This is a genomic window from Stenotrophomonas sp. YJH_SMC_4 (assembly GCF_059371575.1).
Map to the genome: position 1 here is coordinate 48637 of NZ_JCAFUR010000004.1, position 24460 is coordinate 73096.

The following is a 24460-nucleotide window of genomic DNA, read 5'->3' on the forward strand; positions in this document are numbered from 1 at the left end:
ACCCCTGAACGGGTAACATGGGCGCCTGTTTCCGCTGTGATGCCGCATGGGCCCGTCCGACCGCCACGATCGTCTCCGCCGCTGGCAGGCCGCGTCCCTGCTTGCCGCCGCCCCGATCGCCAGCCTGTCCGCCACTGATGCGGCGGCCGCTGCGCCGCTGCAGTCGCCGCCGGGCCAGCAGCGCATTGCCCCGGCTGCACTGGTCGAGCGCCTGCACCAGCGCGTGCTGTCCGGGCAGAGCGCCACTGCCACGCTGGAACACTGGTGCGCCGAGCACGGCCTGGCCGAACAGGCGCGGGTGCGTGCAGTGCGCGTACACGGCCAGGACAAGCCCGCGCCCACCGACGTGCTGCAGGCGCTGGGCGTGAAGCCGGGTACCGACCTGCGCTATCGCCGCGTGCAGCTGGTCTGCGGTAGCCGCGTACTGTCCGAGGCCGACAACTGGTACCTGCCTGGCCACCTCAGCCCGGCCATGAACCAGGTGCTGGACAGCACCGATGAACCGTTCGGTCGCGTGGTCGGCCCGCTCGGTTTCCAGCGCCAGACCTTGGCTGACCAGACGTTCTGGCCGCCGCGGGGCGAAGGCGACCGCGGCGTGATCCTGGAGGTGCGTGCCCTGCTGCGCGACCGCCAGCAGCAGCCTTTCAGCTACGTCATCGAGTCGTACCTGCAACAGGCGCTTCCGTAACGCGCCGTGGCGCCGGTCATCCGCCGGCGCTACGGGCCCGTGATGCCGTTGGCGGCCGGATCCACCGAGAACACGAAGCGCCCACCATGCTGGTCCCTGCCCCATGTCATCGGCGCCGTGGCCAGGCTGTAGACCGGGGCCGCCTTGTCCATGCCGATCGCCTCGGACCAGGCACTGAAATCCTCATCGGTACGGCTGCGGATCTCGCCAACGCACAGGCTGTAGCCGCAGGCAAAAGACACCAGCGTGCCGTCGTTGCCGATGAGCCGGGTCGCGGCCGCCCTGTAGAGCCGGGTCAGGTCCTGCACTTCCGGGTGACCGGCTGCATCGCGCTCGAACTGGCTGATCGCCTGCGCGAAGGCCTTGTCGAAACCCAGCACCGCCTGGCTCCTCTGTGCGGACACCGCACCCTCGTTCAGCAGCATGCGCTCGCCCTCGAGGAAGTGACCCTCCGCATCCGGAGGCCCCTGCTTGGCCGTCACCCGCATCGATGCCGTTTGCCCGTGCGTTGAGCCCGCATCGGCCGTTGCGTTGGGCTGGGACGGCACGGGCGCGGCGCTGGCCGCCTCCGCAGCCTCGTCCACGCTGGCCGCCTGCCTGCCACTGCAACCTGCAATGGCCAGCACGGCAATCACACTCCACCCCCTGACATCCATGCGCATCCTCCTCCGTGTATCGCCACAGCATGCCACGTGCGCGCCGGCAGCACGGATGCACTGCGCAAAGAAAAGCCCGGCATTGCCGGGCCTTTCGTTCGCCCCGGGATCAGCGGAACCGGTAGTCCAGCTGCACCCAGTACTGGCGGCCATACGGGTCGTAGTTGCCGACCGGGTAGAACGGCCAGCCGCCACCGTTCTTGTCCGCCGGCGGGCGGCTGTCACGCAGGTTGTTGACGATCACGCCCACCGACAGGTTCTCGCCGAACTGGCGGAACACGCTGGCGTTGTAGGTCATGTACGGCGCGATGCGGCCACTGCCATCGGTCTTCGGCAGCGAGCCGAAGCGGTTGCCGTACAGCGTAGTGGTCCAGTCACCCTGGTTCCAGGTGATGCTGCCGTTGGCCTTGCTGCGCCACTGGTAGTCATCCAGCGAATTGCGGATGTCACGCTCCGGATCATCGGAGAACTGCCGGTACTTGTGCTCCAGCACCACGGTGTAGGCCAGGCGCGTGGTGAAGCGGCCATAGCGACCGGCATCGAAACGCCAGTTGCCCTTCAGGTCCAGCCCGCGAACCGATTCGGAGGCGGCGTTGATCGGATTGATCAGCACACGGGTCACCTGGTCCGGCTGCACGGTTGCATTGGACGGGTTGCGGATCACACGCGACAGCGCGTCCAGGCACAGCGGTGAGCCGATGTCACGCGCCTCGCCGCCCAGCGTCTTTCCCAACCGGCAATCGGCCTCGTCGCGCAGGATGCGGCTGGTATCAAGGCTGGTCACCTCGTTGTCGATGCGGATGTCGTAGTAGTCGGCACTGAAATCCAGGCCAGCCAGCGGCGACCAGACCACGCCGAAGCCATACGACTTGGCCGACTCCGGCTGCAGCTGCGGGTTGGCACGGTTGCTGTAATCGATCGACAGGCCGTTGTAGTCGCAGTTGTCATACGACTGGCCTGCGGTGCGGCAGCGCCAGTAGTCGGTCATGCCCGGGTTGTAACCACGCGTCTCTGTCGCGAACACGTAGTTCATGTCCGGCGCCCGGAAGCTGGTGGCAGCGGTACCACGGATCAGCAGGCTCTCGATCGGGCGGAACTCGACGCCGAAGCTCCAGGTCGCCTTGCCGATATGCTCACCACCGGCTCGGTACTGGTCATAGCGCCCGGCCAGGGTGGTGGTGAGCGACTGCAGCAACGGCAGCTGCAGCTCCACGCCGGCAGCATAGCGGTCGCGCTCGCCACCGGCACCAATACCGGCGCTGGTGTTCCAGAATTCACCGGTGCCCAGTCGCGGGTCCGGTCGATTGCGATAGCCTTGGCTGCCAGCCTCGACCACCGCGGCCAGCGCAGCGTCGCCACCGGGCAGTGCGAACAGCCGGCCGTTGACGCTGGCGCTGAAGGTCTGCAGCCACGCCGCGTTGCGGCTCTCCTGGTAGCCGGACAGGTCCTGGTACTCATTCGGGCTCAGCGGCTGGAACAGGCGCGCCGGGTCCGGCGCATAGACCTCTACGCCATTTCGCACGCCCAGCTTCGGGCCAAGCAGGTATTCATTGATGCCGGCCAGCAGCACCGGGCGACGGGTGCGGTTCTCGTAGCGTGAGCGGCTGTAGACCGCTTCATAATCCCAGCCACTGTCACCGATCTGGCCGCGCGCGCCGACGTTGAACGACCAGGAATTTTCCAGGAAACGGTTGGCATTGCGCGGCAGGCCACCGATTTCCTCGGGTGCAAAGCGGCGGTACCAGCTTTCCAGGTTGCCGGTGGTCTGGTTGTAGAAGTAATTGCGGGCCGAGGTCCAGGTGGGCGCACGGGTGTTGTTGGTGATGCGTGCGCTGCCCACGGCCAGATCGGCGAACAGGTCGGTGGTCTCGTTGACGTGGAAGGTCAGCAGGCCGTAGCCGTTGAGATTGCGCTTCTCGGTCTGCACCGTCCAGTAGCTGGCGGCGGCCTCGTTGCTGCCGCAATACCAGCCCTGGCGCGGGTTGAAGGCGCGGAACACGCTGCCGCCATAGATGTCCGACGCCGCGTCGCAGCCATTGACGCCCGGATCGATGTTGCGACCGGTGGCAGCGTTGCGGCGATACGCGATCGCGGTCGCCTGCGGCGCCTTGCCAGCCGGGTCATCATCCAGCGAGTCCATGAAATCGCGCTGGCGCGCATGGATCGCCTTGCGCACATCGAACTCGAAGCCGAACAGCGCATCCCAGCGCTCGCCGGAACTGCCACCAACCACCTGCGCGCGCTGGTTGTCGCCACCGCCCTGCTGGGTGCCGCCGGCCCGCACGTTCACGTCCACACCCTCAAAGCGGTCCTTGAGGATGATGTTGACCACGCCGGCGATGGCGTCGGAGCCATACACCGCCGACGCACCGGCCGCCAAGACCTCGATGCGCTCAATCAGCGCACTGGGAATGTTGGCCAGGTTGACCACGTTCACCGAGCCCTCGTAGGCCAGCGGGTAGTCGGCCTGGCGGCGTCCGTTGACCAGCACCAGCGTGCGGTTCGGGCCCAGCCCGCGCAGGTTGATGGTGTTGGCCGCCGGAGTGAAGGTGTTGCCGAAGTCCTCACCCTGCACGTTGCCGGTGTTTTCGGTCAGGGCGCTCAGCGCGTCGAACGCGTTGCGGTAGCCCTGCGCGTCGATCTGCTCGCGGCTGATCACGGTCACCGGCGACGGCCCTTCGACACTGGCGCGCGGAATGCGCGAGCCGGTGACCTTCACTTCCTGCAATGAGGTGGGTGCGCTTTCCTGCGCGAAGGCCGGCGACGAGACCAGCATCAGGGACGACAGCGCGAGCACCAGCGGACGCGGGCGCAGCGCCTTGTGGGAGGCGGACATGGGCTTCCTGGGGGAGTTGACGGGTGGTATGGGACCGGAGGCCTGCGCGGCGCATAACGATCCCGTAACGAAAGTGTCCTGAATGGATGGTTTCAACGGAAATGACCAGCCCTGATGGACTTATGCCTGAACCGAATCAGGCTCCGCCCGGTGGTCGTCGCGTTTTTGCAATCTTTTGAATGGTCTGGCGAAGCGGGCATTGCCATCGTTCCGGGGATGATGACCCCGTACCCCACATCCCTCCTCCCCCCGCTGCGCCCTGTGTCGCGCCGCCATCTGCTGCAGCTGCAGGTGGCACCGGTCACCCTGCGCCCGTTCCAGCGGGCCGATCTGCCGGCCTGGCGCCTGTTCGACGACCGCCGCCGACGCGGGCGCCGCCATCCGGCCGGTATCGACGAAGAAGCCCGCTTCCTTGCCCACATGCATCGCTCGCGGCTGGAGCAGGACAACGACCAGCTGCTGCTGGGTGTGTTCGATGACGAGCACGGCACTGTCCTGGACCAGCTGCATGTCCGCCTGCAGTCCCTGCATACGCGCTGCGCCGAGCTGCTGTCGCTGCAGCACTGGCACCCGCACGTGGATGCAGCGCTGCGCGCGCTGTGCCCGTTCCTGTTCGAGGATGTGGGCGTGCACCGCCTGTTCGTGATGCTGCCACCGGACTGCAGTGACCCGTTCGCCACTGCGCTGCACGCCTTCGGCTTCGAGCACGAAGGCCTGTTGCGCGACCATCATCTGGATCTGGATGGCTGGCAGGACCGCCAGCTGCTGGCGCTGACTGCACCGGTCTGGCGCAGCCGCCAGCAGCCACCGGGTTAGCGGACCCGCTCCAACGCGTCGCCTGCGCCGGTCAGCACCGAGCAGGCGTGGTCCTGCAGTTCTTCGGCGCTGGCCTCGTTGCCGGTGCCGGCGTCCACCCGGGTCGCCAGCAGGATGAAACCCGGGCCGCCCTGCACGGCGTCCCGGCCGGCCACGACCAGGCTCCACTGACCAACATCGTCCACGCCTGCGAGGTCGTAAGCCAGCAGATTGAGCGGATTGGCGGTCAGTTCCGCGCCCGCCAGCAGGCGTGCCTGGTATTGATGGCCGCGCAGCAGGACCGGCAGCGGTGCCCAGCGGCTGCCGAGGGCGGCAGCATGCGTGTCCAGCGCCTGCAGCACGTCGGCACGCAGGCAATCCACGTGGATATGCAGCTGGTGCTGCGAGCGGCCGTGCGGCGAGTTCAACGCCAGGCTGGCGACGTTGCGCGGCAGTGGTTGCCGCAAGGCCTGTTCGGTGTGGCTGCGCGCCTGCCAGGCGGCAGCGAAGTAGTTCGGTGCACCACGCTGGTACAGGCTGCGGCTCTCGATACCGCTCACCTTGTCCAGCGGCATCAGCAGGAACTGGTAGTCGCCGTGCGCATCCTTGACCAGCACATCGCGGCGGTCTGCGGCCGTCTCCACGCGCAGGCAGTCGCCGCGTGGACCTTCGGCGCCCCGGCAGTCACGTTCGATCAATCGCCACAATGCATCGGAATGGGCCGGCGGCGGCGCACTGGCACAGGCGGACAACAGCAGCAGGGACGACAGCAGGAAGGGGCGCAGGGACACGGCAACGACTCACGGAGCAGGCACGGCAGACAGCGCCGCGCTGCATTCTAGCCAGTGCGAAGCTGCAATCAGTAGGTGCCGAACGGCACTTCAACCACGATCGGGGCGGCACCCTCGCCGGCCTGCAGGCTGTAGCGGTCCAGCGCCCCATCGTCATCGGCGTGCGGCTGGCGCTGGAAATGCAGCGGGTAGCGGGTGTCCCCCAGGCGCACGGCGCTGCCGTCGGCCTCCAGCGCTGCACCTTCCGGAATCAGCAGCCCGCCCAGGTCACTGTAGGCGCCAGGCACATCGGCGAAGCTGTAGTCGACCAGCTCGTCCACCCGCTGCATCGCATAGACGTGCGGCACATAGGGGCGTGCGGGGCTGCGGCCATTGCTCAGGTCGGTCACCCAGGCCTGCGGCAGGTGGTACTGCTCGCGCAGCGCAGCCACGCCCAGCGAGGGACTGGCCACCTGCAGGCAGCACACCGTCCGCTTGCCTTCACGGTCGAGGATGGCGAAACGATCGCCTCGGGTCGCCGCCTGCGGCAGCATGGCAAACGCCAGGTTGCGCTGCGCAGGCTCGTAGCCCGCTTCGGTCTGCAGGTTGCGCCAGGCACCGAATACCGGGGTTTCGACCGGCGCGGGTTCCGGATCGGCAGCGGAGGCGGCAAACGCCACGCCCAGCAACGACAACACCAGCGCCGTCATCGTCTTGTCTTTGCCGCGGAAACTGCCTGCCGTCATACCGTATCCAACATCTGCGCCGGAAAGGCCCGGCCTGCCCGCTGGCGTACTGCCAGCCATTCCTCCCACTATGCAATGACCACGCTGTGCCGGCAATGACCGGGACGCTGACGCCTTTCGCACGCTCGGTGCTATCGTTCCCGCCATCTTCCCTGCGCAGGAGCGCTCGCATGTCTGCATTCCGTCTGTCCTTGTTGCTGCCGGCCTCTGCCCTGCTGCTGTCGGCCTGTGTCAGTACGCCTGGCCCGGAAGTCAAAGGCAGCGGCCGCTGCGACGCCAGCCAGCTGGGCTGGGCGATCGGCCAGCCGGCCAATGAGCCCAACATCCGCCGCCTGTCCCGCGAGAGTGGCGCCGGCCTGGTCAACCCGATCGGCCCCAGCACCATCACCACCAAGGACATCCGCCAGGACCGCCTGCGCGTGTTCGTGGACAAGGACAACATCATCACGTCCACGCGCTGCGAGTAAGCGCCGCCACCGCTTTTGTAGGGTCGAGCCATGCTCGACTGGCTTTTCGCGCCGCCCGTCCGAAGACCCGTCGAGCATCGCTCGACGCTACAATTCAGGGTTCGGTATAGCCGGCACAGTCCGGCAGTGCCTGGTCCGGGTGGAACATCCCCGCCCCGAAGCGGAACAGCCGGGTGTAGGTACACGCCGGGTCCTGTTCGATGCGCAGATCCTGCTTCTTCAGCGGCCCCCTGGCCAGCGAATCCTCGAAGCGCGAAACACCGGCCGGGTACCGGGTCGCCACGGTCTGGTAGCGCAGCACTGGCATGCCCTCGGCAACCGTATCCAGCGCCAGCTTCGCCGAGAACCCGTATTCGTCGTGGCAGGCACCGGCGCGCTGCTTGATGTCCTGCTCGCTGAAACAGGCGCGGATCATCGCATTGCCCAGCCATGGCACGGTCAGCACGTCGTCGTCCACCTGGATGTCGTCCTGCAGGTGACGCACGCGTGCCAGCTGCAGCGTGGACGCGTCGGCACCTCCACCGGAGTACATGGTGCTGAACTTGACGATGCCACCCACCAGCACATTCTGGCGGGCGCGCTGCTGCGGGTCGGTCACCGGTTCATCGCTGCCCACGCCAGGGGCCAGCCGCACGATCCATGGCCACAGCGACAGCTCGCTTTCCTGCGGCACGTCGATGCTGACGTGGTAGCTGTGCGGCTTGCCCTGGCCCGGTGCCTTCTCAAGCACTTCCAGCACGGTCGGCCGGTCACCCTCCTCGGCAACCGGCTGCACGCGCACGCACCAGTTGCCGTCCCGCGTGCAGTCATAAAGCCCCGACGGTCCAGTCTCACTCGCGATCAGTACCTGTCCCAGCGGCTCCATCACGTTGCCGGCGGCATCGCGCTGCTGCGGCAGGATCGCGCTCTGGGCCAGCGCCAGCAGCGGGGTCGCCAGCAATGCAGTGCACAGGGTGGCGCGGACGGCGGCGGTGGGCATGGATGGCTCCTGCGGATGGGCTTCCGATGGTAACCGTTGCCCGGGCGGCGTCGAGCCATGCTCGTCTGCTGTCTGTCGGCAGGAGCAGCCGAGCATAGGGGCGGCTCTACATCATCCGCAATCGCAGCCACCCCAGCCCTTGGCCTTCGAGGTCTGGCCGATACCGGGATTGAACGTGTTGCTCGGGTCCAGCTGCCTGTAGAACCCGGCCAGCGCCGGCTTGGCCGGGTACAGGTGACCGACATTGTGCTCGGCCGGGTACTCGGCACCGCGCTGGTCCAGCAGCGCCCACATCGCGTGCTCGATCGCCATCGGGTCTTCACCCTTGCGCGCGATGTAGTCCTGGTGGAACACGTGGCACAGGAAGTGCCCGTAATACAGCTTGTGCAGCAGGCGGCCGTCGACATCGGCCGGCAACTGCTCGAACCAGTCGGCATCATCTCGGCGCAGGGCAATGTCCAGCGCCACGATGTCCTGCACCTGCCCGCGATGCACTTCGCGGTAGCGCACCGCGGCACCGGCCACGGCGAAGCGATGCAGGAACGCCTTGCGCCCCTCCTCGGCCGTGCAGTGGAAAAAGCCGCCTTCGTGCCCGGCGAAGAAGGCGCGCAACCAGGCCTCGGTTTCCGCAGCGTCCTGGGCAGAGACCTTCAGCAACAGGTGATGCTCGTAGCGCTGGCGGAACTCGCCCATGCGCTTGGGCAGGTGCGAGGGCAGCAGGCCGGTCAGAACCTGCATCACCCGGTCAGTCACCCCACGCAGGCCCAGCCGTTCGAACCAGCCGTCGACGCGGCTCTTCAATGCGAACGCGGCAGGTACACGTGCGGTGCCGAGGCGATCGATCAGCAGGAAGCTGTCCTTGCCGTAGCGCTCGCCGATGTCATAGGCATCGCGGTGGATGTACTCACCGGCAATCGGCAGGCGCTCGAAGCCGGTCAGCAGCTGGCGCCGGATCGCCGTGAGGCTGTCGGTGCGGTTGCTGCCGATGTAGAAGACTTCGGCGGCCTCCTTTTCGAAGGTATCCAGGCGCACCGCGAACACCGCCAGCTTGCCGGCCGAACCGGCAGCCTCGTAGTGGCGGCTGGGATCAGCATTGAAGCGCGCCGGGGTATCGGCGTCGACCTTGCGCACTTCGTCGGCGTAGCGCGGATCGGAGGCCGCGCGGCCGTCGCCGTCCCCCACATCCGACGCACTGTAGTCGCCGGCCTGCAGGCGCTGCAGGATCTGCTCGGGCGTATCGCCCAGCGCGATGCCGAGATGGTTGACCAGCTGTAGTTGGCCCTGCGCATCGACCCGCGCGTACAGCGCCAGCTCGGTGTAGGCCGGGCCACGGCGCACCAGCGCGCCGCCGGAGTTGTTGCAGATGCCGCCCAGCACCGAGGCGCCGATGCAGGACGAGCCGATCACCGAATGCGGTTCACGGCCCAGCGGTGCCAGCGTCTGCTCCAGGCGGTCGAGCGTGGCACCGGGCAGGCACAGCACCTGGCGGCCTTCGTTCAACAGCTGGATGCCGGTCAGGCGCAGCGTGCTGACCAGCACGATCGGCCGGCCGTAGTCATCGCCGTCCGGGGTCGAGCCACCGGTCAGCCCGGTATTGGCCGCCTGCAGGATGACCGCCGCCCCACCCTGCACCGCTGCCTGCAGCACGCGCCACAGTTCCAGCAAGGTACCCGGGCGCACCACTGCCAGTACCGGGCCATCGCCGAAGCGGTAGCCGCGACGGAAGCGGCGCGTGGCCTTGTCGCCGGTCAGTACATGGCGGCTGCCGACCGCGTCGCGCAACTGTGCCAGCACGGCATCGTGGCCATTCATGGCAGGCTGACCAGCGAATCGCGGCCGATGTCAGCGATGCGACGCGCACCGGTCAGTGTCATCGCCACGCGCATCTCCTTGGCGATCAGGTCCAGCAGGTTGGCCACGCCGGCCTCGCCCTGCGCGGCCAGCGCATAGACGAAGGCGCGCCCCAGCAGCACGGTATCGGCACCGAGCGCCAGCATGCGCACCACGTCCAGGCCGGTACGGATGCCCGAATCGGCGAGAATCTTCAGATCGCCCTGTACTGCGTCGGCAATCGCCGGCAGTGCGCGTGCGGTGGACAGCACGCCGTCCAGCTGGCGGCCACCGTGGTTGGAGACCACGATGCCATCGGCACCGAACCTGACCGCATCACGCGCGTCATCCGGGTCAAGGATGCCCTTGATCACCATCGGGCCCTTCCAGAATTCGCGGATCCACTCCAGGTCCTTCCAGGAAATGGAGGGATCGAAGTTGCTGCCCAGCCAGCCGATGTAATCCTCCAGCCCGGTCGGGTTGCCACGGTAGGTGGAGATGTTGCCCAGGTCATGCGGGCGGCCGAACAGTCCCACGTCCCACGCCCAGTGCGGATGGGTGATGGCCTGGCCGATACGGCGCAGCGAGGCGTTCGGGCCGCTCATGCCGGAGTGGGCATCGCGGTAGCGCGCACCCGGCACCGGCATGTCCACGGTGAACACCAGCGTGGTCACGCCAGCGGCCTGCGCCCGCTCCAGTGCGTTGCGCATGAAGCCACGGTCGCGCAGCACGTACAGCTGGAACCACATCGGCCGCTGGATGGCCGGTGCCACTTCCTCGATCGGGCACACCGATACGGTCGACAGCGTGAACGGGATGCCGCGGCTGTCGGCCGCGCGCGCCGCCTGCACTTCACCGCGCCGGGCATACATGCCGGTCAGGCCGACCGGCGCCAGCGCCACCGGCATTGCCAGCGTTTCGCCGAACAGCTCGGTTTCCAGGCTCAGGTCGGACATGTTGCGCAGGATGCGCTGGCGCAGCGCGATGTCGGACAGGTCGGAAACGTTGCGCTTCAGCGTGTGCTCGGCATACGCGCCGCCATCGATGTAGTTGAACAGGAACGGCGGCAGCCGCCGTTCGGCAGCAGCACGGTAATCGGTGGAGGCGGAGATGATCATGGGGTCAACCGTGTGGGGAAGGTAGACGCGAGGCCCGCGCACGCCGGGCTTCGTTGTCATCGAGCGTGCGCAGCGTGGTGTGCACGAACTCGAGGTGGGCATGCGCGGCGGCGCGCGCGCGTTCGGGGTCGCCGGCCAGCACCGCGTCCATCATCTCGCGATGCTGGTCGGACAGCGGCGAGAAGGTCCTCGCCGAGGTGTAGAGCTTCTCGCGGCTCTGCGAGATGTTGGTCTGCAGCAGTTCGAACAGGCCGCGCATCACCTGCAGCAGCACCAGGTTGTGCGAGGCCTCGGCGATGGACAGGTGGAAGGCCGCGTCAGCCTCCGCTTCACCGGTGGGGTCGTCCTTGCCGTGCGCGTCCATCATGGTCTGGAAGGCCTGCGCGATGCGCGTGCGGTCCTCGTCGGTGGCACGCAGCGCCGCATGCCAGGCGGTGGCGCCTTCCAGCGCATGGCGGATCTCCAGTACGTCGAAGCGGTATTCCGGGTCGCCCTGGAACAGCGGCAGGTACGGCGCCAGCGGTTCATCCAGCGCCTGCCGCGCGCGCGCCGCCGGTTCGGCCACGTAGGTGCCGCCACCGACCCGTGCGGTCAGCAGGCCCTGGCTGGCCAGCTGCGCGATGGCCTCGCGCAACGCCGTGCGCGAGACCCCCAGCTGCACCGCCAGCGTGCGTTCGGCCGGCAGCCGATCGCCCGGCTGCAGCCGCTGTTCCTGCACCAGGCCGCGCAGCTGCGCGGCCACCTTGTCCGAGATACGTTGCGTGCTCATGGCGCCATTGTGGCCCGAAGCGCGCAGCGGGTGGTCGGCCAGCCGTGCATGGCTCAGGGGATCATCCAGGTCAGCCAGTAGGCCTGGGCCAGGGTGATCAGGCCGACCATGGTGGTGAAGACCAGGCTGTGCTTGACCGTGAAACGGAACAGGTCCGATTCCTTGCCGGCCAGGCCAACCGCCGCGCAGGCAATGGCGATCGACTGCGGCGAGATCATCTTGCCGGTGACACCGCCGGTGGTGTTGGCCGCCACCAGCAGCACGTCGGACACGCCGATCTGCTGTGCGGTGGTCGCCTGCAGCGCCGAGAACAGCGCATTGGACGATGTGTCCGAGCCGGTCAGGAACACGCCCAGCCAGCCCAGGAACGGCGAGAAGAACGGGAACGCGTCTCCGGTGTGCGCCAGTGCCAGCGCCAGCGTTGCCGACAGGCCCGAATAGTTGGCGATGAAGGCGAAGGCCAGCACCATGCCGATCGAATAGATCGGCATGCGCAGCTCACGCACGGTTTCACCGAAGGTCTGCAGCGCCGACCGGGCTGGCATGCGCAGCGCGATGATCGCGATCACCGCCGCGAGGATGATCGAGGTGCCGGTGGCCGAGAACCAGTCGAACTTGTAGACCGCCTCATAGCTGAGCGGCGCGTCCACGATCGGTGGCATCTTCTGCACCCTCTGGTCGAGGCCCGGCACCGGGAGCTTCAGCACCCAGCCTTCCAGCGGGCCGCCTGCCGCGAACAGCGACTTGAACGGCTTGATGCTCCACAGCGTGACCATCGCGGTGAGGATCAGGAACGGCGACCACGCCTTGGCGATCTGGCCGACGCTGTAGCGCGGCGCCTCCAGTGCCTCTGCGGCCGCCTCGGCGCTGGTTTCGGTATCGAAGCGGAAGATCCGCACCGGCTTCCAGCGGCGCAGGAACAGGGTCAGGCAGACCAGCGACGCCAGCGAGGCGGTGATGTCCGGCAGTTCCGGACCGATGAAGTTGGAGGTCAGGTACTGCGCGATGGCGAAGGAGCCACCGGCCACCAGCACCGCCGGCCAGGTTTCCTTGATGCCACGCCAGCCATCCATGATCGCCATGATCCAGAACAGCACGATGACGGTCAGGAACGGCAGCTGGCGGCCCGCCATCTGGCCGATCTCGAAGGCATCCAGGCCGGTGACCTGCCCGGCCACGATGATCGGAATGCCCATTGCACCGAACGCCACCGGCGCGGTGTTGACGATCAGGCACAGGCCGGCGGCGTACAGCGGCTTGAAGCCCAGCCCGACCAGCAGCGCCGCAGTGATCGCCACTGGCGCACCGAAACCGGCCGCGCCTTCCAGGAAGGCACCGAAGGCGAAGCCGACCATCAGCATCTGCAGGCGCTGGTCTTCGGTCACCGACAGGATCGAAGCGCGGATGATGTCGAACTGACCGGTCTTGACCGAGACCTTGTAGAGGAACACCGCGCCGATGATGATCCAGGCAATAGGCCAAAGGCCGTAGACGAAGCCGAAGCCGGCCGCACCCAGCGCCTGGCTCAGCGGCATGCGGTAGAACAGCAGGGCCACGCCAAGCGCGATGGCCACGGTGATCGTGCCGGCCAGCCAGCCCTTCATGCGCAGCACGGCCAGGGCAACGAAGAAGAACGCGATCGGCAGCAGCGCGATCAGGCTCGACAACCACAGGTTGCCGGCGGGGTCGTACAGGTGTTGCCAGGGCTGCATGAAGACTCTCGACTGGATGCGGAAGGTGCCCCACCGCAGGCGGTGGATCGCCGTGGCTGTCGATTATTGGTCGTACCAATAATGATTTCGATCAGACCACTTGCAGCGGATTTAACCGCCACTCCGGCGAGGAACCTATTAGACCATAGGGCTAGATGCCATATTGGTCCGACCATTTAGTCCGCATGGTAGTGCCGGCCGCTGGCCGGCAATTCGAGATTCCCTACGAGATCCGTTTCTCCAGCCGCCGCATCACTGCCAGCACCAGCACGCACAGCACGCTCACGCCGATGGCAATCACGTACTTGCTGATCCCCACCGCAATCCCGATGGCCGCCGCCATGATCAACGAGCTGGCCGTGGTCAGGCCGCTGACCTGGTCCTCGCGTGACCCACGCAGGATGGTGCCAGCGGCAACGAAGCCGACACAGGCCACCACCGCTTCGATCAGGCGTACCGGATCAACCTGCAGCAGGTCGCGGTAGCGCTCCTGCTGGAAATGCTCGGCCACCGAGTCGCCAAGGCCGACGATCAACGCGGCGGCCCCTGCGATCAGCATGTGCGTACGCAGGCCAGCGGCGTGCTTGCCCATCTCGCGCTCGACGCCGAGCACGCCGCCGAACAGCATCGCTGCGGCAACGCGCAGCAGGATCGAGACATCCTGGGTAAGTTCCATGGGAAAGCTCCGGAATTTTCCCGGAGCGTCGCGCGGCGATCGTGGGACGGCGGTGAAGGCGATGGCACGCCTTCTTCACCGCACGCATTCCTCCACGCATGGCGTGGATCTACTGACCGCATTCGCTCACTGCGCCAGGTAGCCACCATCGATGGCGTAATACGCGCCGGTCGCGAACGAGGCATCGTCGCTGGCCAGCCAGGCCACCAGCGCCGCCACTTCCTCGGCCGTACCCAGCCGCTTCAAGGCGTGACGGCCTTCCAGCGTGGCGCGCACCTTCGGGTCCATCTTCTCCAGCAGCGGTGTGCTGATGAAGCCCGGGCCGACCGCGTTGACACGAATGCCGTCGGCGGCATGTTCCCACGCGGCGGTCTGGGTCAGCCCGACCACGCCGTGCTTGGCCGCCGCATAAGCGGTGGAACCGGCATACCCCACCTGGCCCAGGATCGAGGCCATGTTGATGATGCTGCCGCCGCTTCCAGCGGCTCGCATTGCCCGGATCTGCGCACGCTGGCACAGGAACACGCTGGTCAGGTTGACGTCGATGACCCGCTGCCAGCCATCGATCGGATAGTCACCGCTGCTGGCGGCCGGCCCGCCGATACCGGCGTTGTTGACCGCCACATGCAGGCCGTCGAGTTCCTTGATCGTGCGCTGCACCGCCGCCTCCACCGCTGCGTCGTCGGTGACGTCCAGCGCGATGCCAATCGCCTGTGCTCCGGCATTGCGCAACTGCGCCACGGTGGCATCCACCGCATCCTGCTTCAGGTCCCAGACCGAGATCCGCGCGCCGGACGCCGCCAGGGTCTGCGCCACGGCCAGACCAATGCCGGACACGCCGCCGGTCACGATCGCGGTCTTGCTGGTGAGTTGGTAATCAATCATCTGCGTTCTCCATCAGTGGGGGTATCGAAGTGGCCTGCAGCAGCCAACCACCCCACCCTACGCGCATTCCTGTGATGGCCTGGCTGACACCGCGTCTACGGGCGATCGTTCCAGCCATGAAACCTCAACTCAAGTTGATGTATGGAATTACGTACGGATATGCATGCAAAACGCCGGCGTATGCTCGGCGGCATTTCCACTTTGGCCGTAATCGTCAATCGTTTTGACCCTATGGGAATCAAAAGCGCGCGAATCGAGGCGACAATGGGAAACGTTTCCAGTTTCTTCGACACACTCCATTCAACCTGGCGTTTCCCCAGCCATCCAGAGTGCCCACGCCACTGCTTCCCAGCATGCCTGCGCGGGTAACGACCGGATCTGCATCTGCGTTGCAGAGCGCGTGGGCGAGGTCATGCCAGCGTCCACCTCCAAAGTACGTGCCGAGCGATGTCCCGATACTTCACTTTTGCCGATTACCGCCGCTTCGGCCACCGTCATGGCTTTGATTACCGCGCTGACCCGGAACACCTGCGCGACGACCAGTGGGCCGGCCATGGCGAGGTCAACGAGCAGTTCCTGCGCGGCGGCATGAGCCTGATCGCCTCCGACGTCCATAATCGCTTTCCTTATGTAGCGACCGCCCAGCAGAGTCCCGGCCTGGCCATCCGCGTGATGCTGCAGGGCCAGGTCGATGTGCGCATTCCGCGACGCGGTGGTTTCACCCTGCGCGCCGGCACGGCGATGACCGCGCACCACCGCGAGCAGGTCGAGATGACCGGTGCGCACCCCGGCGAAACGCGCATGCGCGGCGTCAGCGTCATGGTGCCCGGCCAGATCGATCCGGATCTGTTCCATCTGCCGCAGCTGGAGACCGCGCTCAACAGCCACCTGGAATGCCGCCACTGGGCCATTCCGCATACCCTGCTGCCGGTACTCGGCCAGTTGTTCGACAGCCCATGGGAAGATGGCATCGACGCCTTGTGGCGCGAGGGCGTTGCTCTGCAGCTGCTGGCCGTTGGCCTGAAGGCCGAGGATCTGCAGACCGACCCTGTACGAACGCTGCGGGCCGGCCAGCGCGAGCGCCTGGAGCGCGTGCGTGCCTACCTGCATGACGACCCCAGCCACGCCCACAGCCTGGTCGAGCTGGCCCAGCTGGCCTGCATGAGCCCCAGCTCGCTGCGCCGTCATTTCGCCCAGCAGTACGGCTGCTCGGTGTTCGACTACCTGCACGAGCAGCGCATGCGCCACGCCGAACAGGGCCTGCGCGAGGACGGCTGGACGGTCGAGCAGGCCGCCGCCGCCAGCGGCTACCGTCATCCCAGCAACTTCGCAGCGGCATTCCGCAAGCGTTTCGGCCTGGTCCCCAGCCGCTGGCGCACGGGCCCCTCGAAGGTGGGGTGAGGTGCCTTGGTAGGTGCCGACCTTGGTCGACACGCTCCCGCGCCATCGCGGATGCCGGCCAGCGGCCGGCACTACCGCAGCCGCCTGAATCGAAGTGCCATGGCCCAGCCTTGGTAGGTGTCGACCTTGGTCGACACGCTCCTGCGCCATCGCGGATGCCGGCCAGCGGCCGGCACTACACGTGCTGCCGGGCTATGCCCGGCGTCATCCTCTCCGCCTCAATACACCGGCAGATCGATGTAGCTCGCCTGCGCCGCGCTGTGCCAGACCCGCTGCGTGGCCTTCTGGTAATCGCCTGGCTTGGCCAGGTAGATGTTCGGCACGTAGGTCTGCGGGTTGCGGTCGTACAGCGGGAACAGGCTGGACTGCACCTGCACCATCACCCGGTGGCCCTTCTGGAACGTGTGGTTGGCATTGGGCAGGCCGAAGCGGTACGGCAGCACCTGGTTCGCCGCCAGCGGCTTCGGATCGCTGAAGCTTTCGCGGTAGCGGCCACGGAAGATCGCCAGCGACACAGGCAGCTCGTAGCCACCCATCTCCGGCGTCGACGCTTCCTGGTCCGGATACACGTCGATCAGCTTCACCACCCAGTCACTGTCGGTGCCACTGGTCGAGGCCTGCAGGTGCACTACCGGCGCGCCGCCGATGCGCAGCGGCGCGGTCAGCGGTTCGGTGATGAAGGTCAGCACGTCCGGGCGACCATCGACAAAGCGCTGGTCCTTGACCAGCCAGGTGGTCCACATGTCGCGGTCACCGAAGCGGACCGGACGCGGCACGAACGGCACCGGCTTGGCCGGGTCGGACACGTACTCCTCGAAGTCGCCCTCGCCCGCCGCCGGCGCCTGGAATGCCAGCTTGCCGCCGGCCCGCAGGTACAACGGCTTGCTGCTGGCAGCACAGCCCTTGTCGCAGCTGCGCGGCCAACCCTTCAGGCGATCCCAGTGGTTTTCGCCGGTGTTGTAGACCAGCACCGGCGGCGTGTCGGCCTTCGGCGCGCCATCCACCAGGTACTGGTCGAAGAACGGCTTGAGCACATCACGGCGGAACTGCAGCGCGGTATCGCCGTCGAACTTCAGCGCGCCCAGTTCGCTGCCGCTGTAGTTCACCTGGCTGTGCCGCCACGGCCCCATCACCAGGTAATTGCGGTTGTTGCCGCTGTCGCGCCCTTCCATTGCCTGGTAGGCGTGGTTGGCGCCCCACATGTCCTCTTGGTCCCACAGGCCCTGCAGCCACATGGTCGGCACCTTCAACGGTGTTTTCGCCATCACCGCGTCCAGCGCCTGACCCTGCCAGAAGCCGTCATAGGCCGGGTGCTCGACCAGCTTCTTCCACCAGGTCAGCTGGTCCACGCCGGTGAAGCGCGCGTAGTCGCCAGCCGAACCGATCCGCAGGAAAGTGCTGTAGTCGTCATAGCCGAGGCTGGGCAGCGGCGTACCCTTGCCGCGCTTCTCGGTCTGCATCGCGAAATAGTTGAAGTTGACCTGGCGGAACGCACCGTAGTTGAGCCAGTCGTCGCCCATCCAGCCATCGACCATCGGGCTCTGCGGTGCGGCCACCTTCAGCGCCGGATGCGGGTCGGTCAGCGCCATCACCACGGTGAAGCCCTCGTACGACGAGCCGAGCATGCCGACCTTGCCATTGCTCTCCGGCACGTTCTTCACCAGCCAGTCGATGGTGTCCCAGGCGTCGGTGGAGTGGTCGACTTTGGTGTTGTTCAACGGCCCGCGCAACGGCCGGGTCATCACGTAATCGCCTTCGGAGCCGTACTTGCCACGGATGTCCTGGAACACGCGGATGTAACCGCCGTCGACGAACACCTCGTCGCCCTGCGGCAGCAGGTCGCGCATGCGCGGCGAATCACTGCGGCTGGCGCGGCCAGCGGCATCGTAGGGCGTGCGGGTCAGCAGGATCGGGGCATTGCGGGCGCCCTTGGGCACCACGATCACCGTATACAGCTTGGTGCCATCACGCATCGGCACCATCACCACGCGCTTGTCGTAGTCACGACCGACATCGGGGGCAACGAAGGGCTTGCCGCTGATGTCCGGGGTCATCGGCGGGGTATCGGCGGCCAGCACGGTGCTGGACAGGCAAAGGGCAATGGCTACAGCGACGGCACGCACACGCATGGACAACCCCTCCCGGCAGGAAAGCTTCAAGCCTACTCCTGCCCCGAGCCGTGAAGTGTGTGCAGGCTTTGCATTCTGCGGTGGATGCAGGCAGGACTGATGGCACATGTGCCTGCGGTGCCGCCGCGCTCGCCAACGACCGGTAGTGCCGGCCGCTGGCCGGCAACTTCATGATCCTGGGGCGCGTTACGCGGTTGCCGGCCAGCGGCCGGCACTACCGGTCAGGCCATCGGCACTTCGTGCAGCGCCAACCAGCGCCAGCGACCCTGCTCCCGCCGCAGCACGGCCAACGATTCGCGCCATGTGAGCTGGCCGCTATCGAGCGAATGCCCTTCGCGATAACGCAGCACCGCCAGCGGTGATGGCGCTTCCACCGCCTGTACGGCGTCGATGGAAATCTGCAGTCCTGGACGCGCGCCATGACCGCCCGCGAACAGTGCCTGCACGGCTTGCCGATCCAATCGGCGACCAGCGATGCCGACCATGCTGAAGTCCGCGCTGAAGTGCGCCATCAGACCCTCCAGCGCATCGGCGCCGACATCGGCACGGAACCAGGCCTGCAGCTTGTCGTGCAGGTGGTGGATTTCATGCTCTGCGGTGGTATCCATCAGATGTTCTCCGGTTGCGAAAGGGTGAGCAACTGCGGCCGGCGCAGCAGCGCCATCGGCAGCAGGGTCAGTACCGCGGCCAGACCCAGCGCCATGCCGGTGGCGTGGGCCGGCAGCCATTGCATGGCCAATGCGAGCAACAGCGCAATGGCGGCAGTAGCAAGGCAGAAACTGAGCTGACGGTTGAGGTTCCAAAGGGCACTGGCATCGCCCAGCGCTTCACCCTCCACGCCGTGGAAAGCCAGCGTCTGCGCGGTGCTGCTGCACAGGCTGCCACCGGCGCCCATCAGCGCGAACAACAGCGCGGCCAACGCGAAGGCCGGCTGCGGCAGCAGCGCCATCAGCAGCAGGCCGCTGGCCTGCAGCAGCATACCGGCGCGCAGTACCGTGGCCGGGCCGAAGCGAGCCAGCAGGCGCTTGCTGGCCGTGATCGCAATGGCCGAGGCCAGCGCCCAGGGCAGCATCAACGCGCCGATGCGTGCCGCGCTGTAACCGGCCTGGTGCAGCTGCAGGGTACTGACCAGCTGACTGCCGATGAATACGCCCGGCACGGCCAGATACACCAGCATCGCCAGCCGCAGCCCACGGTGGGACAGCAGCGACCAGCGCAGCAGTGGCTGCACCTGCCGACGTGCATGCCGCAGGTGGGCCGCCGCCAGCAGCAGCGCGACCAGCAGCAACACGGCACCGGCACCGCGATGTCCGGACTCGCCCAGCCAGGTCAGCGCCAGCAGCAACGCGCCCAGCGCCAGCATCGCGGTAGACAGCGCATAGGCCTGCAGGCGCGGCGCACTGCGCGCGCCATCGGCCGGCATCCAGGCCAGCACTAGGCCAATTGCCATCACCGCCAACGGCAGGCTGGCCCAGAGCACGCCGCGCCAGGACAACCACTGCACCAACAGCCCGCCCAGCGCCGGCGCCAGTGCCGGCACCAGCAGGGCCACCAGCAGGATGCGGCGGGTCAGCGCGCCACGCTGGTCGGGCGTGCATTGTCGGTACGCTGCCGCCTGTGCCACCGGAATCAGCAGGCCACCGGCCAGCCCCTGCAGCAGGCGCCAGCCCAGCAGCCAGCCGATACCCGGTGCGGCGCCGGCCAGCACAGCGGCAACCGCGAACAACAGCAACGCCACCAGCAGCAGGCGACGCTCACCACAGCGCGCGGCCAACCAAGGCGCCAGCGGAATCACCACGCTCAGGCCCAGCATGTAGGCGGTGCCCACCCAGGCCAGGGTACCGACATCAGCGTGCAGTTCCGCTGCCAGTGCCGGATAGGCCACCGTGGCGATGAACATGTTGACCAGATCCAGGGCGAACGCCAGCAGGAAGATCGCCTCATGGCGCAGGCGGGGGGACGGCATCGGCGGCGCTCCAGCAGGGAAGCGGCCAGCATGCCGTGCGGGCCTTGTTGGAAAAACACGACAGCAACTGCAACACTGTCAAATCCACTTTGACAATGAATTGCCATGGTCAGCCTCGATCGCTTCGATATCTTCCGCGCCGTGGTCGAGGCCGGCAGCCTCACCGCAGCAGCTGATCGGCTCGGCCTCAGCCGCGCGGTGGTCAGCTTCAACCTGAAGCGGCTGGAGCAGGAGCTGGGCGTGACCCTGCTGTTGCGCAGTACCCGCCACCTGGCCCTGACCGAGGCCGGCGAACAGTTCCTGCAGCACTGCGTGCAGGCGTTGGACGCCGCACAGGCAGCGATCGATGCCGCGCGCCGCGACCAGCACCAGCTTCAGGGCGTGCTGCGCCTGACCACCACGCCGGAGTACGCCCAGCTACGCTTGATTCCTGCGCTGGAGGCGTTCCGTGCGCGGCACCCGGCGCTGCAGCTGCACCTGTCCACGTCTCCCGCGCCGGCGGACCTGATTCCCGAGCGCTTCGACCTGGCGATCCGTCTTGGCCGTCTGCCGGATTCGGGCCTGCACGCCAGCGAACTGGAACGCCATCCACTGTGCCCCGTGGCGGCTCCGTCCCTGCTGGCACGCCTGCCCTCTGCCGATGCTGCCGACGACCCCGTGCAGCTGGGCACCCTGCCCCGCCTCGGCTACCCGCGCCTGGCCGACGTGCCGGTGGTGGCGCCGGATGGCAGCGACGCCCTGTTTGCCACCAACCCGGGCAATGCGGTGGTGCGCGTAGATGGTGCCAGCAGCCTGCGTGCCTTCGCCGTGGCCGGCGCCGGGGTCACCGTGCTGCCACGCTGGCTGATCGAGGACGACCTGGCCCAGGACCGGCTGCGCCCGGTGCTGCGCCAGCACCGCTTCCCGCAGCAGAGCGTATACGCGGTCTACCCGCACAGCACGCAGCCCTCACCGAAGGTGCGGCAGCTGATCGATTTCCTGCGCGGGTGGTTTGGCAAATGAAAAAAGGGGACGGAGGGGATTAAGTCGTTTGTGCATAAACGACTTAATCCCCTCCGTCCCCTTTTTCAGACACGGCCCTGTGCGGGCCGTGTCTTCAGGCATCAGCGCAGCACCTGCTCCACCAGCTGCACGTCCACGCTCTGCAGCGGTTCGGCCGCATTGCGCGACAGCTGGACCTGGTAGGTGCCACCGTCGATCTTCCACTGGCGCGCCTGTGCATCGTAGTGGGCCAGGGTCTTCGGCTCGGCTTCGATGCGGATGCGGCGCTGTTCGCCCGGCTGCAGGTTCACCTTGTCATAGCCGATCAGGCGGATCGGCGTGGTGCTGCCAGCCGGAAGCTTCAGGTACAGCTGGGCCACGTCGGCACCGGCACGCTTGCCGGTGTTGCGGATGTCGACGCTGGCGACCAGGCGCGAGCCCTCCACGCTCACCTTCAGATTTTCATAGGTGAACGAGGTGTAGGACAGCCCGTGGCCGAAGGCGAAGGTCGGGGTCAGGCCCTTGGCCGCCATCCACTTGTAGCCGACGTTGGCGCCTTCGATATCGAAATCGAACACATCACCAAACGGCTTGGCCGGCTTGAAGCCGAGGCCGTCGATGTGCGGGCGTGGCAGCTGCGATTCGTCCGTCACCCAGGTCACCGGCAGGCGGCCCGACGGATTGACCTGGCCGGTCAGCAGCGCGGCGATGCCTTCGCCACCGCGGATGCCCGGGTACCAGGCCTGCAGCATCGCCGGCACCTGCGCCAGCCACGGCGTGCGCACCGGGCCATTGGTTTCCAGCACCAGCACGGTCTTCGGGTTGGCCTTGGCCACTGCCGAGATCAGGGCATCCTGGTTGTCCGGCAGCTGCATGTCCGGCAGGTCCACCGATTCGGCGGCCCACTGGGTGGCGAACACGATGGCCACGTCAGCCTGCGCGGCGGCCTTGGCCGCAGCGGCGGCATTGGTCCCGTCCACATACTCGATGGTCGCGTCCGGGCGCGCGGCGCGCAGCGATTCCAGCGGCGAGGACGGGTGGAAGATCACCGGGCCCGGCCAGGTGGTCGGCATCACGCCCGGCACCGCATTGGTGCCCTTTGCGGTCACGCCCACCATCGACGAACCACCGCCACCGATCACGCCCTTGTCGGCATGGCCGCCGATGATGACGATGCGCTTCACGCTGTCGGCCAGCGGTAGCAGGTTGCCCTCATTGCGCAGCAGCACGCTGCCTTCTTCCACCGTACGCTGGGCGACGGCGAAACCGGCCTCGGCATCCACCTTCTGGTGCTGCGGCGGGTTGTCGAAGTTGCCATGCAGGAACATCGTGCGCAGGATGCGCGCCACCATGTCGTTCAGGCGCGCCTGCGGCACTACGCCGCCGTGCACGGCCAGGCGCAGCGGTTCGTCGAAGAACACTGCCGCGTCGAACACTTCACCGGCCGACTGCTGATCGAGGCCAGCCAGCGCCGCCTTCGAGCCACTGTGCACGCCACCCCAGTCGGACATCACGAAACCGGGGAACTTCCATTCCTGCTTCAGCACCTGGTTCATCAGGTAGCCGTTCTCGCAGCCGTAGGTGCCGTTGATCTTGTTGTACGAGCACATCGCCACGCCCGGGCGACCGGCTTCCAGCGCGATCTCGAAGGCCAGCAGGTCCGACTCGTGCATGGCCTGTTCGCCGATGCGCACGTCGTGGAAGTTGCGGCGGGTCTCCATGTCGTTCAGCGCGAAGTGCTTCATCGAGGAGATCACGTGCTGGCTCTGCACGCCCTGGATCAGCGCGCCAACCATCGAGCCGGCCAGCAGCGGATCTTCACCGGCATATTCGAAGTTGCGGCCGTTGCGCGGGTCGCGCTGCAGGTTGACGCTGCCCGACAGCAGGATGTTGAAGCGCTGCTGCCATGCCTCGCGGCCCATCGTGGCGCCACCGGCGAAGGCGACTTCACGGTTCCAGCTCGATGCGGTGGACGGGCCCGACGGCATCGCCGTGGCGAAATCGCCCGGGCGGATGCCACCCGGATTGGTCACGCCAACGCCGGCATCGGCCGACTGCTGCGACGGAATGCCCAGCCGCGCCACGCCCGGCACGAAACCGGCCGAACCGACTGCGCCTTCCGGCAGCGGGCCACCGTCCTTGCCCAGCCCGAAGTAGCTGTGCAGCATCTGGAACTTCTCATCCTCGGTCATCGCCTTCAGCAGCAGCGCAGCGCGCGCGTCGGCGTTGAGGGTGGTGTCCATCCACGGCCTGTCGCCATGCGTGTCGTCGGCGTAGGCCAGGGTCAGCAGGGTGGCGCGCAGGGTACTGCCTTCCACCTTGAACGGCGCACTGCTGGCGGCCTGGAAGCCATCGCTGAAATAGCTGGCATCGGCTTCCAGCGCGACACGCGCCGGATCGAAGCCTGCGGCCTTGGCCGATTCACCGGCCACCGCGCCGAGCAGCACCGCCGGTGCACCCAGCCGCGAACGGGTGACCAGCGCCGGCAGCTGCGCCGCACCTGCACCGGCATCGGTATAGACCGCCACGGTGTGGCGGCCGTCGTCCAGGCGCAGGTAGTTCAGGCCCGGCTGGTCGGGGCCGGATTCAGCAGCGATCGGCAGCCGGGTCAGCACGGCCTGGCCGCGCTGGGTCTGGCCATCATCCTTGCCGGCAGCAATGAAGCGGTACGCGTAGCCCAGGCCATCGGCCAGCACCTGCAGCGGATCGACCTGGCCGATGCCGCGCTGCACCTGGCGCACGCTCACCGCGTCCACCTGCAGGGTCTTCAGCTGGGCGGCCAGGGCCGGCATCGCCTCGGCGGTCGGGGCCTGTTCCAGGGTCAGCACAGTGAACGCGGCAGGGTCGGCCCAGGCCGGGGCGGCCAGTGCGGCAGACAGGGCCAGGGACAGTGCAAGCGGCTTTGTAAACGTTTTCATCGGCAGGCGTAATTCCGTTGCCAAGGCAATCGGTCCAGGGAAAGTGCCGCCGAAGGGTGCAGCGTTCATGCCGCGCAGGGGTTGCCAGGCAACGTCCCGCAGGCCGATGGACGAGCCGGTCTGCGCGCGGGACCCTCC

The 24460-nt window shown here is 67.2% G+C and carries 20 protein-coding genes; 5 read left to right on the forward strand and 15 right to left on the reverse strand.

The window, feature by feature from the left end:
• Positions 1-46: 46 nt before the first annotated feature.
• Complete coding sequence (locus AC5P9F_RS08570; RefSeq protein WP_099474571.1) at positions 47-688, forward strand: hypothetical protein; 642 nt, start codon at positions 47-49, stop codon at positions 686-688.
• 29 nt (positions 689-717) lie between these two features.
• Here the strand turns inward: AC5P9F_RS08570 and AC5P9F_RS08575 are convergent, their stop codons facing one another.
• Together AC5P9F_RS08575 and AC5P9F_RS08580 are read right to left on the reverse strand one after the other, a co-directional pair.
• Entirely contained in the window at positions 718-1344 is a 627-nt protein-coding gene (locus tag AC5P9F_RS08575; RefSeq protein WP_109337615.1) for a hypothetical protein, read from the reverse strand.
• Between the two features lie 109 nt (positions 1345-1453).
• Positions 1454-4180: a TonB-dependent receptor plug domain-containing protein gene (locus AC5P9F_RS08580; RefSeq protein ID WP_109337614.1), complete on the reverse strand. Its 2727-nt coding sequence runs from the start codon at positions 4178-4180 to the stop codon at positions 1454-1456.
• Between the two features lie 216 nt (positions 4181-4396).
• Between AC5P9F_RS08580 and AC5P9F_RS08585 the strand changes: the two genes are divergently transcribed.
• Entirely contained in the window at positions 4397-4996 is a 600-nt protein-coding gene (locus AC5P9F_RS08585) for a GNAT family N-acetyltransferase (RefSeq protein ID WP_033833900.1), read from the forward strand.
• Here the strand turns inward: AC5P9F_RS08585 and AC5P9F_RS08590 are convergent.
• Positions 4993-5766, reverse strand: coding sequence for a CDP-diacylglycerol diphosphatase (locus AC5P9F_RS08590; RefSeq protein WP_005410028.1), 774 nt, complete (start codon positions 5764-5766; stop codon positions 4993-4995). The genes AC5P9F_RS08585 and AC5P9F_RS08590 overlap by 4 nt on opposite strands.
• A 68-nt stretch (positions 5767-5834) precedes the next feature.
• Positions 5835-6491: a decarboxylase gene (locus tag AC5P9F_RS08595; protein WP_043035211.1), complete on the reverse strand. Its 657-nt coding sequence runs from the start codon at positions 6489-6491 to the stop codon at positions 5835-5837.
• 170 nt (positions 6492-6661) lie between these two features.
• On the opposite strand from AC5P9F_RS08595, the gene AC5P9F_RS08600 reads away from it, so the two are divergent.
• Positions 6662-6958, forward strand: a complete 297-nt coding sequence (locus AC5P9F_RS08600) for a hypothetical protein (RefSeq protein WP_005413768.1) — start codon at positions 6662-6664, stop codon at positions 6956-6958.
• A 94-nt stretch (positions 6959-7052) separates the two neighbouring features.
• Here AC5P9F_RS08600 and AC5P9F_RS08605 read toward each other — a convergent pair whose 3' ends face one another.
• From AC5P9F_RS08605 to AC5P9F_RS08635, 7 genes are all read right to left on the reverse strand, one after another.
• A complete protein-coding gene (locus tag AC5P9F_RS08605; protein WP_043035210.1) occupies positions 7053-7937 on the reverse strand; it encodes a hypothetical protein in 885 nt (294 codons plus the stop codon).
• 111 nt (positions 7938-8048) lie between these two features.
• A complete protein-coding gene (dld, locus tag AC5P9F_RS08610; protein WP_049442216.1) occupies positions 8049-9749 on the reverse strand; it encodes a D-lactate dehydrogenase in 1701 nt (566 codons plus the stop codon).
• Positions 9746-10885 carry an FMN-dependent L-lactate dehydrogenase LldD gene (lldD, locus tag AC5P9F_RS08615; protein ID WP_099527644.1) on the reverse strand — a complete coding sequence of 380 codons (1140 nt, stop codon included), beginning with the start codon at positions 10883-10885 and terminating at the stop codon, positions 9746-9748. The genes dld and lldD overlap by 4 nt, the downstream gene beginning before the upstream one ends.
• Positions 10886-10889: 4 nt before the next feature.
• On the reverse strand, positions 10890-11654 hold the full coding sequence (lldR, locus tag AC5P9F_RS08620; protein ID WP_012480578.1) for a transcriptional regulator LldR: 765 nt from the start codon (positions 11652-11654) through the stop codon (positions 10890-10892).
• Between the two features lie 53 nt (positions 11655-11707).
• The gene (gene lldP, locus AC5P9F_RS08625; protein ID WP_164225419.1) at positions 11708-13366 is read right to left on the reverse strand and encodes an L-lactate permease; all 1659 of its coding nucleotides are present in this window, start codon (positions 13364-13366) and stop codon (positions 11708-11710) included.
• A gap of 223 nt (positions 13367-13589) precedes the next feature.
• Positions 13590-14042 carry an MgtC/SapB family protein gene (locus tag AC5P9F_RS08630; RefSeq protein WP_005413774.1) on the reverse strand — a complete coding sequence of 151 codons (453 nt, stop codon included), beginning with the start codon at positions 14040-14042 and terminating at the stop codon, positions 13590-13592.
• A gap of 126 nt (positions 14043-14168) precedes the next feature.
• Positions 14169-14927, reverse strand: coding sequence for an SDR family NAD(P)-dependent oxidoreductase (locus AC5P9F_RS08635; protein ID WP_164225418.1), 759 nt, complete (start codon positions 14925-14927; stop codon positions 14169-14171).
• A 447-nt stretch (positions 14928-15374) separates the two neighbouring features.
• Between AC5P9F_RS08635 and AC5P9F_RS08640 the strand changes: the two genes are divergently transcribed.
• Positions 15375-16328, forward strand: a complete 954-nt coding sequence (locus tag AC5P9F_RS08640) for a helix-turn-helix transcriptional regulator (RefSeq protein WP_005413776.1) — start codon at positions 15375-15377, stop codon at positions 16326-16328.
• Positions 16329-16546: 218 nt separating this feature from the next.
• Here the strand turns inward: AC5P9F_RS08640 and AC5P9F_RS08645 are convergent, their stop codons facing one another.
• The 3 genes from AC5P9F_RS08645 to AC5P9F_RS08655 form a co-directional block, all read right to left on the reverse strand.
• Positions 16547-18457, reverse strand: coding sequence for a CocE/NonD family hydrolase (locus AC5P9F_RS08645; protein WP_062607261.1), 1911 nt, complete (start codon positions 18455-18457; stop codon positions 16547-16549).
• A gap of 221 nt (positions 18458-18678) precedes the next feature.
• Positions 18679-19065: a DUF4440 domain-containing protein gene (locus AC5P9F_RS08650; RefSeq protein WP_060380261.1), complete on the reverse strand. Its 387-nt coding sequence runs from the start codon at positions 19063-19065 to the stop codon at positions 18679-18681.
• A complete protein-coding gene (locus tag AC5P9F_RS08655) occupies positions 19065-20423 on the reverse strand; it encodes an MFS transporter (protein WP_099524390.1) in 1359 nt (452 codons plus the stop codon). The genes AC5P9F_RS08650 and AC5P9F_RS08655 overlap by 1 nt, the downstream gene beginning before the upstream one ends.
• A gap of 105 nt (positions 20424-20528) precedes the next feature.
• Between AC5P9F_RS08655 and AC5P9F_RS08660 the strand changes: the two genes are divergently transcribed.
• The gene (locus AC5P9F_RS08660; protein WP_005410042.1) at positions 20529-21425 is read left to right on the forward strand and encodes a LysR family transcriptional regulator; all 897 of its coding nucleotides are present in this window, start codon (positions 20529-20531) and stop codon (positions 21423-21425) included.
• 101 nt (positions 21426-21526) lie between these two features.
• Here AC5P9F_RS08660 and AC5P9F_RS08665 read toward each other — a convergent pair whose 3' ends face one another.
• On the reverse strand, positions 21527-24322 hold the full coding sequence (locus tag AC5P9F_RS08665) for a beta-glucosidase family protein (protein ID WP_099562638.1): 2796 nt from the start codon (positions 24320-24322) through the stop codon (positions 21527-21529).
• Positions 24323-24460: the final 138 nt, after the last annotated feature.